The 14,213-nt window shown below is 41.0% G+C and carries 13 protein-coding genes and 1 other annotated feature; of the genes, 10 read left to right on the top strand and 3 right to left on the bottom strand.

Annotated features, from left to right (window positions below):
- Positions 1-309: 309 nt before the first annotated feature.
- Positions 310-828 (bottom strand): DUF3231 family protein, encoded by a 519-nt coding sequence (locus DESGI_RS20150; RefSeq protein WP_006521460.1) that lies wholly within the window; start codon positions 826-828, stop codon positions 310-312.
- 453 nt (positions 829-1,281) lie between these two features.
- Here DESGI_RS20150 and DESGI_RS20145 point away from each other — a divergent pair, with 453 nt between their 5' ends.
- Together DESGI_RS20145 and tyrS are read left to right on the top strand one after the other, a co-directional pair.
- Complete coding sequence (locus DESGI_RS20145) at positions 1,282-1,731, top strand: TetR family transcriptional regulator (RefSeq protein ID WP_006521461.1); 450 nt, start codon at positions 1,282-1,284, stop codon at positions 1,729-1,731.
- 10 nt (positions 1,732-1,741) lie between these two features.
- Positions 1,742-1,973, top strand: a binding site (T-box leader).
- A gap of 55 nt (positions 1,974-2,028) precedes the next feature.
- Positions 2,029-3,252 (top strand): tyrosine--tRNA ligase, encoded by a 1,224-nt coding sequence (tyrS, locus tag DESGI_RS20140; protein WP_006521462.1) that lies wholly within the window; start codon positions 2,029-2,031, stop codon positions 3,250-3,252.
- A gap of 223 nt (positions 3,253-3,475) precedes the next feature.
- Here tyrS and DESGI_RS20135 read toward each other — a convergent pair whose 3' ends face one another.
- Positions 3,476-3,787, bottom strand: a complete 312-nt coding sequence (locus DESGI_RS20135; protein WP_006521463.1) for an SWIM zinc finger family protein — start codon at positions 3,785-3,787, stop codon at positions 3,476-3,478.
- Positions 3,788-4,118: 331 nt separating this feature from the next.
- On the opposite strand from DESGI_RS20135, the gene DESGI_RS20130 reads away from it, so the two are divergent.
- Together DESGI_RS20130 and DESGI_RS24920 are read left to right on the top strand one after the other, a co-directional pair.
- Positions 4,119-4,628 carry a DUF4149 domain-containing protein gene (locus tag DESGI_RS20130; protein ID WP_006521464.1) on the top strand — a complete coding sequence of 170 codons (510 nt, stop codon included), beginning with the start codon at positions 4,119-4,121 and terminating at the stop codon, positions 4,626-4,628.
- A 128-nt stretch (positions 4,629-4,756) separates the two neighbouring features.
- Positions 4,757-4,930, top strand: a complete 174-nt coding sequence (locus DESGI_RS24920) for a DUF421 domain-containing protein (RefSeq protein ID WP_006521465.1) — start codon at positions 4,757-4,759, stop codon at positions 4,928-4,930.
- Position 4,931: 1 nt separating this feature from the next.
- On the opposite strand, the gene DESGI_RS20125 is transcribed toward DESGI_RS24920, so the two are convergent.
- The gene (locus DESGI_RS20125; protein WP_157872832.1) at positions 4,932-5,195 is read right to left on the bottom strand and encodes a hypothetical protein; all 264 of its coding nucleotides are present in this window, start codon (positions 5,193-5,195) and stop codon (positions 4,932-4,934) included.
- Positions 5,196-6,140: 945 nt separating this feature from the next.
- Here DESGI_RS20125 and DESGI_RS20120 point away from each other — a divergent pair.
- From DESGI_RS20120 to DESGI_RS25910, 6 genes are all read left to right on the top strand, one after another.
- Positions 6,141-6,695: an Ada metal-binding domain-containing protein gene (locus DESGI_RS20120; RefSeq protein ID WP_006521466.1), complete on the top strand. Its 555-nt coding sequence runs from the start codon at positions 6,141-6,143 to the stop codon at positions 6,693-6,695.
- A 511-nt stretch (positions 6,696-7,206) separates the two neighbouring features.
- Positions 7,207-9,105, top strand: coding sequence for a DEAD/DEAH box helicase (locus DESGI_RS20115; RefSeq protein WP_006521467.1), 1,899 nt, complete (start codon positions 7,207-7,209; stop codon positions 9,103-9,105).
- 41 nt (positions 9,106-9,146) lie between these two features.
- On the top strand, positions 9,147-9,479 hold the full coding sequence (locus DESGI_RS20110; protein WP_006521468.1) for a hypothetical protein: 333 nt from the start codon (positions 9,147-9,149) through the stop codon (positions 9,477-9,479).
- Between the two features lie 560 nt (positions 9,480-10,039).
- Positions 10,040-10,375 carry a nucleotide pyrophosphohydrolase gene (locus tag DESGI_RS20105; protein WP_006521469.1) on the top strand — a complete coding sequence of 112 codons (336 nt, stop codon included), beginning with the start codon at positions 10,040-10,042 and terminating at the stop codon, positions 10,373-10,375.
- A 310-nt stretch (positions 10,376-10,685) separates the two neighbouring features.
- A complete protein-coding gene (locus tag DESGI_RS20100; RefSeq protein ID WP_006521470.1) occupies positions 10,686-12,548 on the top strand; it encodes a site-specific DNA-methyltransferase in 1,863 nt (620 codons plus the stop codon).
- An 11-nt stretch (positions 12,549-12,559) separates the two neighbouring features.
- Positions 12,560-14,212, top strand: coding sequence for a DEAD/DEAH box helicase family protein (locus tag DESGI_RS25910; protein ID WP_006521471.1), 1,653 nt, complete (start codon positions 12,560-12,562; stop codon positions 14,210-14,212).
- Position 14,213: the final 1 nt, after the last annotated feature.

The raw sequence follows: 14,213 nt of genomic DNA, 5'->3' as shown, positions 1-14,213 counted from the left end.
CCGAGTATTTGTACCAGAGAAAATCGCCCAATACAGGTAGGTAAAAAGAAAGACACCCAATCAACTAAAAAAGATATTGGGCACAAGTCACGGTATTGCATTTAAGAACGAGCTTTTCAATTGGGTTAAGCTGGGACTGTTGAAACATGGTAACCTTTTGATTATTCAAATCCTCAAGCAGGAAATAGCCGAAGATTCAATAGTGCAATATGAACTGGACCCAAAAGCCTTATACAGGCTGTGTCGCTTAATGAATAGTGAATTATGCGAAGCAAAACGGTCATTGGTCCTAGAACCCACAGAGGTATATTAAACTCGATAAGCAGGTGGTTCCATAACCCATCCTTTAAGCTGGCCATATACTAAAAATTTATCATACATTTTGAGTTCTTTTATTAAAAAAGTTAAAAATCTCTGCCTAAGCTTAGCTGATGTAGTCTGAACCATAGCCAACCCGTGAACCGGTATAAAACTTTGAATTCCTGAAAGTACACGTCTATATATATACTCATCAGTAATAACCTCAACCTTAATCGTACTTTCTGAACTCGCCGGTGGTCTTTTAGGTAGTGGTAGTCCATACTGACTTATGAAATCTTCTAATTCAGTAACTTGTTGTTTTAAGGTTTTTAAGCCTTGATTCAAAACTAATTTAAGATCTGGATCATTAGCAAAATTTCGAAGTACCTGCGTAACTTCAATAACATCATACCGCGATGTTAGTAAATTCCATAGGTGTCCTGCTTCAAACACATTAAGTTCTGTTTGTAAATCTCTTTTAGATTGACCTAGATCACCAATTTGTTCAAGTTTCTCCAATAATTTCAAAATATCACCTTCAGTATGTTTTTTTTATTATTGGCAAAGGGTATGCATAATATGTTGTTGTGTCGTATTTCAAAGATGCTGTGATACAAAATTTGTGTTTATCATTTTTGAGGGTATCGGACATCAAAAACCCTAATACACATTTATTATTTATAGACAAAATACCAATTATTACAATTCAAACTCCGTGGAATATACGGAATTTTTCTTTTTAGGGATGTGATACCAATGGTATTGATATTGTAACTTCATGTATATATCGCATTAAGCAGCCTACAAAGATGGTACGCCACTAGAAAAGCTCGCATTCCCTTAGAGATAAAGGATAAACGGGCTTAAAAACATGATGAGCAGTATATGTATTATGAACTTTAATAAAATCAAAGATTGATAAGTATTATTCTACAGAGAATAAGTTTATACTTGTATTTTATAAACTTATGGAGAAACACTATGAACAGTAAAAAAATACTAGCGGAATCACTTGAGAAACTGCTGATGAAGAAGAACCTTGATGATATTCATGTCAGTGAAATTGTAGCAGGCACATCTCTTTCAAGGAAGACCTTTTACCGCCACTTTAAAGATAAATATGATCTTGCTAGCTGGTACTTTGCTCAATTTTATGAAGCCAGTTTTGGCCGTATAACAGATGGTCTAACTTGGGAGGAGGCATTGTTGTGCTATCTTGACATTTGTCAAGAAAAATATAGTGTGTTGAAAAATGCCTATGCAAGCCGTGACATTAACGGTCTTCGTGGTTATGACATTGCGGTTACGAGAAAAACATATGAGAAATATCTGACGATTAAGGGTGCTGATATTAATTCGGAGACAAAAGTGTCACACATGTGTCATTTTGTGACTTTACTTTTACTGCTTCCTAAATTAAAATTTAATTAAATTAAATTATGCAAAAGCTATGAAAGGAAGAAGTAGGTCAGTTTTACGTCATTCAGAGAGCATCCGGTTGGTGAGAGGCTGCAGACGCGCTGATACGAATACATCCTGGAGCCGCTGCCTGAATTGTTAGTAGGGTTTGACGGGTACGCCCGATACAGCGTGTGAGTGTGTTTGCACTTGTTGAGGGGAATTCTGCGAGGAATTTCCAAGTCAGAGGTGGTACCGCAATTTCTGCCCTCTGTTCCAATTGGAGCAGGGGGCATTTTTATTATTAATTTTTACCAAGGAGTTGTTATAATGCAAATTTATGATGAACTGAAAGCTCGTGGTTTGATTGCCCAGGTTACCAACGAAGAAGAAATTAAAGAACTTATTAATAATGGTAAAGCAACATTTTATATTGGATTTGATCCAACTGCGGATTCTCTGCATATCGGTCATTTTATGGCACTATGCCTTATGAAGCGTTTACAGATGGCGGGAAACAAACCTGTAGTCCTTTTAGGCGGTGGAACTGGCTTTATCGGTGACCCATCCGGCCGTACTGACCTGCGTTCTATGATGACACCTGAAACAATCCAGCATAACTGCGAATGCTTTAAGAAACAGATGGAAAGATTCATCGAATTCGGTGATGATAAGGCAATCATGGTTAACAATGCAGACTGGCTCTTAAAGCTAAATTACATTGAATTACTTCGTGAAGTAGGAACTCACTTCTCTGTAAATAATATGTTACGCGCAGAATGTTATAAGCAGAGAATGGAAAAGGGACTATCCTTCTTAGAATTCAATTATATGATTATGCAGTCCTACGATTTTTATTATCTGTATCAGAATTACGGATGCAATATGCAGTTTGGTGGTGATGACCAGTGGTCTAATATGTTGGGTGGTACGGAACTGATTCGTCGTAAGTTAGGCAAAGATGCCTATGCCATGACAATAACACTACTAATGAATTCCGAAGGTAATAAGATGGGAAAAACTGCAAAGGGTGCTGTTTGGCTTGACCCCGACAAAACCTCACCTTTTGAATTCTACCAGTATTGGCGTAATATTGATGACGCTGATGTTCTCAAGTGCATACGTATGCTTACCTTCTTACCACTTGAACAGATTGACGCAATGGATAAATGGGAAGGCAGTCAGCTAAACGAAGCCAAGGAAATCCTGGCGTATGAACTGACTAAGCTGGTTCACGGTGAAGAAGAAGCCCAAAAGGCAAAGAATACTTCTCACGCCCTCTTCGCAGGTGGCACGGATGATTTAAATATGCCAACTACTGAAATTGCGGCTGAGCAGCTGGTCGATGGTGTTATCAGTATTTTGGATTTGATGGTGGTGTGTGGTATAACCGCTTCTAAGAGCGAAGCAAGACGTCTGGTTCAACAGGGTGGTGTATCTATTAATGATGCTAAAGTTGAATCCATTGATTGTGATATTACTTCAGGACAATTAAAAAACGGTGTCAAAATACGTAAAGGAAAGAAAACTTACCATAAGGCTTTGTTGAAGTAAAGGATAATATAATACGACCGATCAGTCAGGCATACGACGGCCCGGGCAGTGACCCGCGGAGCCCATCTGATAAGCGGCTCGGGGTGTGATGTGCCCGGGAAAAGTAGCCTCGGGTGCGCTGGATACCCGGACAGCAGCCCAGCGTTTTACAGCATTAGGGACGCACCTGCGCCCCCGGTATTATGGAACGGGACACACCGTGACCAAAAAAAAGAGCCGGGCATCAGCCCAGCTCTTGCAGCTGCCGGTGCACACTGCTCGCCACCACGGCGGTGGCGAGCTCGGCCATAGCCGCAAAGGCGATGTGCTTGCACAGCACCCCGCGGGCAACCGCGTCATCGCAGCTGCACCGTGCTGCATAGCGGGTGCCCCGCCGTTCAATGGCCACTCGGTACCGCTTGCTGCCGTACAGCACCAGTCCCTCGAACCGCTCCTCGCGGCGTACCTCACATTCCCACTGCCAGCCGGCCTGCAGCCCGGCCAGCGCCCGGCCGTAACGCCCACTTTCGACCTTACCCAGCAACCTGCGCAGCATACCTTTCGACCTCCCGTTTTATTTCAGCGCACCGCCGCCGGTGCCGGTGTCAAGGGCCTTTAAAAAATCATATGTACAATTCCCCTAAATTATTATTATTTATGCATTCAATTGCTTTTCCAAATCTGAATATACCCCCTAAGATTAGGGAAACTAACAGATATAACAATTATTTGGGAAAGGGTAAAGACCTCCTCTTTAGGGAGCCAAGAAAAGGGGACACACCTCCTCTCTTTAGAGTCTAAGGAATGGTATCTTTGGGGTCGAGGTATGTCCCCGTCAGAGAAATGCTTTGTGGCTAGGAGTGTCCCCAATTGGAGAGTGAACCAACATGGAACAAATTCTGCATAGCATATCCGGCTCTTTACATTTCCTGGCCGTAGTGACCTGGATCGGCAGCATGATGTACAGTATGTTTGCCGTGGCGCCGGCCTTAAAGCACCTGGGTACTCCCCGGGCGCACGCCATTAACATGATCGCCGCCAGACGATTTTCGCCCCTTACCTGGGGTAGCCTGGCGGTGTTAATCGTTACCGGCATCTACGCTGTTTCGGGTAATGTGGATAAGTTGTCCACGTTATTTGGACAACCGGCAGGTATCGTACTGTTTGTAAAATTGCTGCTGGTGGCAGCCCTGATTGTTATACTGCTGTACCAGATATATACCTTAAGTCCTCAAATGAAAAAATTAATTAATCCGGCTACGCCCAAAGATCAGGAAAACGCACTGGAAATAGCCCGGGCGGGTAATACGGCCAATTTCTGGTCCTGGACTCACTTGGTTCTTGGAATAACGGTAATTATACTGGCGGTTATCCTGGCCGAGCTTTTAGAGTCATAGAAGAAAGGGGACACACCTCTGCTTTTGGGGCCATCGGTCATGGGACACACCTCCTCTTTGGGGTTGAAGCTTATTGGTCGAATGTCCTCAATTATGGAGGAATGTCCCTAATTGAAGGGAGGAAAAACATGGAATGGCAGGCGGTCTTTAACGGAGCCAAGGAAATACCCCTCTGGGGTTTTGTGGTGCGGGCTACACTGCTTTATTTTGCCCTGATCATCGGCGTTCGGTGGATGGGCCATCGCGAAGTAGGTATCCTGGCGGGTTATAACTACCTAACAGCGGCAAAGCCGGACCGGTAAGTTACGACCCCAAAGCGGCTTTGCCGGCACTCTGGCCGACATGCACAAGACCTCCGGAGCCCGGGCATGAACGTTTAATCAAGCCACACATTACCAGGCCTGACCCCAAAGAATTACCCCAAAGCTGGGCCTGGTGATGTGTGGCTTCCTTTTGTATCTTTTCACCAGACCCGCTTCCAACAAAAGCACGACGCATACACATCACTAAGCGTACTCTAATGGACCAGCGGCCGGCCCTGGTAGCCTGTCGAGCTCCTTTAGGCATTACCTCGGTGGACTTTAACAATGACGTTAGGTTAGACCTGTCTACGGCAAACCTTGGTAGTGACGATGTCTCCGTCCTGCTGCAGGAAAGTCTACGGGACCGGGGCCAATTGAAGGGAAGGGCCAATCCAGCAACATTATAAGCTGCAGAATAATCCACAAAAAGCTGTGATTAAGATATAATTGCCGCCAAAACCGGTCTTAAGACACTATGAACGATAAAACGCCTTTCGGTTAACTCCGGAGGCGTTAATTTTTTCAGCTTCCCAAGAGGGCTTTGGATCCCCTGCAGTACGGATTAGCTGGTTTTTCAAGTGGCACAAGCCCGCTGTAAGCTAGATACCCGGATAATAAAAAAGATAAGCCGGAACTTCTTAGCGTACGGAAATTCCGGCTTCATAATGTACTTTTTCGCTTAGCGTACGTTTTTCGTGGTAAACTGAACCATCCTTTATTATAGACCTTAACGTACTTAACGTAAGAAATTCTATAGACAAACATTCATTAAGACACATCATCTCTATTATACGACATAAGAAATTGGAGTGGTAATTTCAATGAATAATTAGCCATTCTTTTAATTATTTCTTAAATGCAATCATTAACCTTTACAAAGTAATAAAATAAAAAACAGTTTTTTCTTTATTAACTTGGTATGTATCGATAAATACCATTGTATATAAGGATTATGAATTCATATCTATATATAAGGACCATATCGGGGGAATTCCGGCCTCTGAATGTCTTTGAGGTAGAGAAGATAGTTGATAGCGGATACTTTACAGATAGTCAAATATACAGCGAATATGAAATTGCAGTTCAAAAAGAAGGTGCAGTTTATCAGGAAGACAATCGTAGCACTTATACTTTCGGGAGCATATCCCTCTAAGTACTCACCGGCCCGGAAACCTGGGACGATACCAATGACTATTCGGTAATCTGCCGGTTGGATACTGGTGATATTGAATTTCTGTTCACTGGCGACGCTGAAGGACCAGCAGAAGCAGCCCTATCCGGAAACCTGGAAGCAGAGATCCTTAAAGTCGGTCACCACGGCAGCAGTACATCATCTTCCGCTGCATTCATAAACAAGGTTAGCCCGGAAGTAGCAATCATATGTGTGGGTGCAGATAACAGCTATGGACACCCGGCGGGTGAAACAGTTCAAAGGTTGCAAAATGCCGGTGCAAAAGTCTACCGTACAGACTTGAACGGGAATATAGTGATAACCACCGATGGTAAATCATATAAAGTTAAAACCCAAAGGGCTAGTATTACACCACAGCCAGTAGTGCAACCGGCACCAGTTAAGACTGATCCGCAACCAACTCCGGTATCGATATCAAACGGGAAGTTTGTTGGCAGTACGAAATCAAATAAATACTACTATCCTGATTGCCGATATGCAGAAAGCATATCCCCGGAGAATGCGATTTGGTTTATAGATGCTGCTGATGCACAGGCGCAGGGCTACGTTCCTTGTGGGGTATGTAAACCATAATTATTACATATTAAATACCGGCTTCGATGCCGGTAAATTTTTTATATACTATCCGAAGCATAAACACCAAGGGGTATTGATAATATCAAAGCTGGCGGTCATTGTATAAAAAAAGTTTAATCATTTGTCAGAGCAACAATTAACTGGTTAACTAGAAGGACTCTACCGGCTGCGCATCGGCAACTACCGTACAGTATATAAAATCAATAAAAAACCACATTGTTTATAGTGCTTGTAGTTGGTCCGAGGGGCGGCATATATAATAAGTTTTAATACTATAAGGTTTGATTAAACAATTAAATACCGGTTACCAAGTAGTTGTACTTTGCTTAGTTATAATCAAATTATCTTTGGAATAGATGTGAATATTAACAGGAATTTCTCTTTTCTCGTCGAAACATAATTTAACAAAAAATGCCTACGCCATGAACGTGGGTTCTGAAGTTTAAAAGGGATTTGACAAAAACAACATATTTTCAAGTAACTTTGATTGCGAAAGAAGGTAAATTAAATGGAGTTTATATATGATCCTCATTACTTCTTAACTTCTTCACCTAATATAGAAGAAAATAAAAAATTGAGGGAACCACAAAAAAATGCTTATTCTAAAGCTTTTGAACATTTTGTTATAGATAACAAAACCTCACATGCAATCATTGTTTTACCAACAGGTGTTGGTAAAACAGGCTTAATGGGGCTCCTCCCTTATGGGATATCTAAGGGTCGAGTATTAATTATTACACCACAATTAGTTATTAAAGATAATGTCGTTGGTTCACTCGACCCAGAATATCCAGCAAATTTTTGGCTAAAATATGATGTTTTCACCAGAATTCAGGAATTACCAAATTTAATCGAATATGAAGGTAAGGAAACAAAAGATGAATGGTTAGAACTAACAAATATAGTCGTGGTTAATGTCCAAAAACTTCAAGAAAGGCTTGCCAACAGTCTTATGAATAGGCTACCATCTAACTTTTTTGACTTAATAATAATAGATGAAGCACATCATTCCACTGCCCTTACTTGGGTTGAAGTGTTAAGGCACTTTAATAACGCAAAAGTAATTAAACTTACTGGCACACCTTACAGAACAGATAAGAAAAAAATTTTTGGCGACATTACTTATGAATATAAGTTAAGTGCTGCAATGGCTCACGGTTATGTTAAAAGCTTGGAAAAATTTTTCTATATACCTGATAAATTATACCTTACTCTTGATGATGATAGTTTAAAACAATATACTGTTGAGCAAATTCTCCAAATGGGCATAAGAGATCAAGATTGGGTAAGTCGTACTGTAGCGTATTCACCAGAATGTTCCGAAAAGGTTATAGTTGAATCAGTAAAACTCTTAGAGAATAAGTTATCAAATCAAAACACAGTACCACATAAAATTATCGCGGTAGCTTGTAGCATAAAACACGCAGAACAAATTAAGGAACTATACGAAAAGCATGGTTATAAATCGGCAATTATACATAGTAGATTAAGTAAAGATGATAAGGAAAAGGCATTATCAGATATTGAGAATCATAGAGTTAATGTGGTAATAAACGTTGCCATGCTAGGAGAAGGATACGATCACCCATATTTATCAATAGCTGCAATTTTTAGACCGTTTCGGTCACAGCTCCCTTATGCTCAATTTATAGGGAGAATTTTAAGAGCCCTACCAGATAAAGAGGTAACACGGGTCTCAGATAGTATAGCACAAATTATTTGTCATAAAGAACTAAACCTTGATGATTTGTGGGAGTATTACAAAAAGGAGATTCAAGAGAGTGAAACAATTAAATATCTTGCCTCTCTTAACTTAGATAATGAAGAGGATGATTCGTACGTTGACAAAAAGGGTAAACCAAAGGATACGAGTTATGGTATTGCTACAGAGGAGGGAATTGGCAAACTAATAGGTGACACTTATTTAACTACAAAGATTATTGAACAGCGAAAACGTGAGGAAGAAGAAGAACTTGAGAAATTGAAAGCCATTCAACAAATCTTAAATATACCAATTGAAGAGGCACGCAAAGTAATTGCCCAATCGAAAGGCATTTCCTCAACTATAAGACGGCCAGACTTATTTATAAAACGAAAAAGAACCGGCATTGATTCTCGAATAAAGGAAGATATTGTACCCTCATTGTTAGACCAGTTTTCCTTAGATAAAGAATCTACAGATTTAAGCTCTTGTAGAATTTTTAAGGGGAAGTATTTTTGGATACCTATAAATTATAAGAATAACGGTGCGTTTCTAGCTGTATACATTAATACTGTACTAAAGGATATGATTGGTGCCAAAAGACAGGACTGGGTTACATCGGATTGGGATCTGGCTGAAAAAAAATTAGATGAGATTGAAGAATATTTAATTAAGGTTTTGGAGGAATTTACAGGTCAAGCGTAGAAGTAAATTATCTGTTTTGCGAGGGAAGGGGGGTGTTAATAATGGAGGACAAGATACAACAACTTTATGAACTCCTATTTTCACCCATACTAACTCCTCATAATCTTGTTGATAATGTCAAATTAGATAACTATGAATATGTGAATTACTCAAAACACAATGATGGAATATTAGTATCCATGAAATGCCAATTAGACAAACAAACCCAAGCGATCTTTTATTATTATTTTGATTTTAATGACAATCTCCAAAAAGTCATTATGAAAACTTCAGAATATGAAGAGGTTATTTTTAATCGCCAATTAGAAACAAGCAACCTAATAAGTCGTATTAAAGGAATGCAACAAAATAAGACATTGAAATCTGCTATTTAGGTCTACAAATGTGCTAACATACCATACGCTATCAAACCCGCCTATTTTAAAAGGCGGGTTTTCCTTTCCATGAAATAGTTTTGTTATAATGAATTAATTTATATAATCTCTCCTCTGTAACCGCCCGGAGGCAAAAGATCTACTTACTATAAACCAACCATACACCACTGCCCGGTGATGTATCCCAAGTAGCTACCTATGCCATAGCTAAGAATTATAAGGAAGCAGTACTGGTATACCCCACAAGTAGCATTCATCCCTATGATCAGTTTATAGGCGATAGAGTGATATTAGGGAAGTCCCATGATGGGGTTGCTCCCAAATGTAGCCATAGTACTTAAAAAAATAACTGTTTTCTGTTTTCTGTTAAACCAGGTAAAATACCTGGTTTTGTTGTTAATGACCAAAGCATTACCCCGAAGGTGTGTTAATATTATTTAAAGACTTAGCATCTTATTTTGAGTAATTCAAATTGCTTATTAGTCTGGAATAACAAATAAAAGCAATAAGAAATACAGCTTCCTGATTTTTGCTTAAGTATATCAAGGAGGTTTTGGCTAATGTCTGATGTTACCACTAATATTCAGCAGCTTAAAGACCTAGTAGATAATTTTGTGGAAGAGCGCCGTTGGAAGCAGTTCCATAGCCCCAAGAATCTGTCCATGTCCATTGCCATTGAAGCTGCTGAGTTAATGGAACTGTTCCAATGGATTGACGGCACCGATACTGCCGGTATACCCCATGAGCGGGTACGGGAGGAACTGGCTGACGTTGTTATTTATTGCCTTTCACTAGCTAACGCCACTGGTATTGATTTGTCCACGGCCATACGGGAAAAAGTAATGGTTAATGCTAAGAAGTACCCGATAAATCGTTATCGAGGGCGGTATAAATAAAATACGCTTACCCTAAACACCCAGTCGGGGGTATTAATAAGGGCAGGAGAAAGTCCTGATCTAAAGAAATTACCCCAATATGTCAATAAAGGTTTGAAGAATCTTAAGTAGAAATATTATGACATAGGGCAAAGGTGTTTCACTTGTTTAATGAAGTTACATCTAAAGGATATAAATGACTTGGCTAGCACTAATGGCGAGAGTAGTAATGATGCGGTTCTAACAGATCTTTCCTGTTAATGATTATAGATGGCACTAACATAAGGTAGGCAAGTTTTAACGTATTGCTTCTTAAGGAGAGGTACAAGACATGGCTGAATCCGAAAAAATTGATTTACGTTCAAAAGATATTCTGGCGGAAAGATTAGATACACTTCGAGATTTGTTACCGGAGGCTTTTCGGGAGGGCATAATTGATTTTGAGGCCTTAAAGCAGGCTCTGGGGGAAGAAGTAGACCTGGGTCGGGAGCGTTACGGCTTAACCTGGGCAGGTAAGTCGGAAGCCATCAAGAACATTCAAACGCCTAGTGTCGGCACTCTGGTGCCGGTGTCCGAAGAGTCGGTAAACTTTGATACCACCGAAAATTTGATTATCGAAGGCGATAACCTGGAAGTGCTCAAGCTTTTGCAAAAAAGTTATCACGGCAAGGTTAAGATGATTTACATTGACCCGCCGTATAACACGGGAAATGAGTTTATTTACCCTGATAATTTCCGGGAAGGCCTGGAGGATTACCTGCGTTATTCGGGACAAATGAATGGTGATGGAATTAAGTTAACGACCAACACCGAGACAGACGGCCGGTATCATTCCAAGTGGCTTAATATGATGTACCCCAGGCTTTTCTTGGCCAGGAACTTATTGCGGGAAGACGGGGTTATTTTTGTTTCCATTGATGATCACGAGGTACATAATTTAAGGTTGTTGATGAATGAGATTTTTGGGGAAGAGAATTTTATCAGTACAATAATATGGCAAAAAGTATATTCACCTAAGAATACAGCTCGTCATTTTTCAGAGGATCATGATTATATCGTTGTTTATGCACGAAATGGAGATTTATGGCGTCCTAATTTGTTGCCAAGAACTGAGGAAGCCAACTCCAGGTATGATAACCCTGACAACGACCCGCGTGGTCCTTGGAAACCGGGAGATTTAACAGCGCGTAATTATTATAGTGAAGGGCAATATGAAGTTGTTAGTCCAGGTGGCAAAAAATTCAAGCCCTCAATCGGAAGATATTGGCTAGTAAAATATGATAAGTTTTTAGAACTTGATCGTGATGATCGCATTTGGTGGGGGCCTAGAGGCGATAATATGCCTGCTTTAAAGCGTTTTCTTTCGGAGGTTAAACAAGGAATTGTGCCACAAACCTTATGGAAGTATAAGGAGGTCGGCCACACGCAGGAAGCAAAAAAAGAACTATTAGAGTATGTTTCATTTAAGAATACTGATAATGTACTTGATACTGTAAAACCAACAAAGTTAATCCAGCGGATTTTAAAATTAGCTACTAAACCATCGGATAATGACATTGTTTTAGATTTCTTTGCCGGCAGTGCCTCTACTGCCCACGCAGTGCTAAAACAAAATTATGAAGATGACGGTAATAGACATTTTATTTGTGTACAATTACCGGAAGAATTACCTGTCCGAGAGGATAAACTTAAATCACTAATGGACATTGCTAAAGTACGTATTTGCAATTTTATTAATAAATTTAATGAAGGAAACGACAAAGAAAGAGCACAGCTAGATCGTGGCTTTAAATTTTTCAAACTTACCTCCAGCAACTTTAAAATCTGGGATACAGCCAAAGCATCGCGAGATGCTGATGAATTGGCTAAACAACTAACCCTTTTTGCCGATAATCTTAAGCCGGACCGCTCCCAGCTGGATATCCTTTACGAGATATTATTAAAAGCGGGGCTACCTTTAACGACCGAGGTTAGTAAAATAGCTGCAGCCGGGCAGGAAGTGTTTTCCGTTGCCGGCGGGCAGTTATTAATCTGCCCGGAGCAGGTCATCAATCGCGAAACCCTGCGGAGCATGATGAAACTGCAGCCCCGGCAAGTAATATGTTTGGATACCGCCTTTCATGGCCAGGACAAGCTTAAGACCAATACAGTGCTGGAAATGAAGTCGTACGATATCCAATTCCGCACGGTATAAGGTGATACACGATGAAAATAAAATTTGATAGCCACCAGCAGTTTCAACTGGACGCCATTAATGCCATAGTAAATATCTTTGAAGGCCAGCCCCGGGCACAAGGAAAGTTTGAAATAAATATGTCCGGAGAGCAAGGTGTGCTCTTTACTGAATTAGGTGTTGGCAATCGGCTAACCCTCGATCGGGAGACAATTCTTGCCAATGTGCAAAAGGTTCAGGAACAACACAACCTGGAAAAATCTAAGTTTTTGGACGGTATGAATTTTTCCGTGGAAATGGAGACCGGTACGGGGAAAACTTATGTATACTTGCGTACCATTTGGGAACTGCACATACAATATGGATTTAATAAATTCACCATCGTGGTGCCCAGTGTGGCCATTCGTGAGGGTGTGCTGAAAAATATCGAAATCACCTGGGAACATTTTCAGGATATCTACGGTAACCAGCCCTTTGATTATTGGGTGTATAATTCCAAACAGGTGTCTTCATTAAGGCAGTTTGCCAACGCCAACCAGCTGCAGATTTTAGTCATCAACATAGATGCCTTCAATAAAAAGGACAACAACGTCATTCATAAAGATAACGATCGGCTTTCGGGACGCAAGCCCATTGAATTTATACAAGTTACTAACCCCATAGTCATTGTAGATGAGCCGCAAAACATGGAAAGCGCGCAGGCGAAGAATGCCATCGCCAGCCTGAGTCCCCTGTGCACCCTGCGGTATTCAGCCACCCACCGTAATCTTTATAATTTAATGTATCGCCTGGACCCGGTTAAGGCTTACGATATGCATTTAGTCAAACGGATAGAAGTAGATTCCATTCTGGATGAGCCTGATTTCAACCGGCCTTTCATCAGAGTGGAATCAATCAAAGCTACCAAAACAAAGATCACCGCCAGGCTGACCATTGACGTGCAACGGGGCGGCGCGGTCAAGCGCACTACGGTATCGGTTAGCAAAAACGGCGTCGATTTGTTTGATTTGACCGGTGGCCGGGAAGCGTATCAAGGATATATAGTGGCTGGTATTGATGCCGGGCTGGGTTTTATTGCTTTTACGAACGGGGTCACCTTGAAAACCGGTCAGAGCATCGGTGGTTATACTGATGAAATAATGAAGGCGCAAATCAGGGAAACGTTAAAAAACCACCTAAATAAAGAATTGGAAATAATGCAAATGCTGCCCGAAGGTAGGCGGCTTAAAGTGTTATCTTTGTTTTTCATTGATCGGGTAGCCAATTACGCGCCGGTGGACGGTAAAATCCGCCTCTGGTTTGAAGAGATATACCAGGGGCTAGCGGCCAATCCACTGTACAAACCGCTGCATCTGCCGCCGGTGGAACTGGTGCATAACGGTTATTTTGCTCAGAATCAAAAAGGGGTACCCAAGGACACTAGCGGGAGTACCAAAGCTGATGATGAGGTCTATGAACTGATTATGCAGGACAAGGAAAGATTACTTTCCGTAAAAGAACCGTTGCGCTTTATTTTTAGCCACTCCGCGCTGCGGGAGGGCTGGGATAACCCCAATGTGTTTCAAATTTGCACGCTTAACGAAACCCGTTCGGAAATTAAAAAACGTCAGGAAATTGGGCGTGGTTTAAGGCTACCAGTGGATGAAACGGGCAACCGGGTATTGGAGGAAATATCAACCGCTTAAC

The sequence above is a fragment of the Desulfoscipio gibsoniae DSM 7213 genome (assembly GCF_000233715.2).
Lineage (GTDB): Bacteria > Bacillota > Desulfotomaculia > Desulfotomaculales > Desulfallaceae > Sporotomaculum > Sporotomaculum gibsoniae.
The sequence above is the reverse complement of the archived record's forward strand: the minus strand, read 5'-3'. Positions and strand labels throughout refer to the sequence as shown.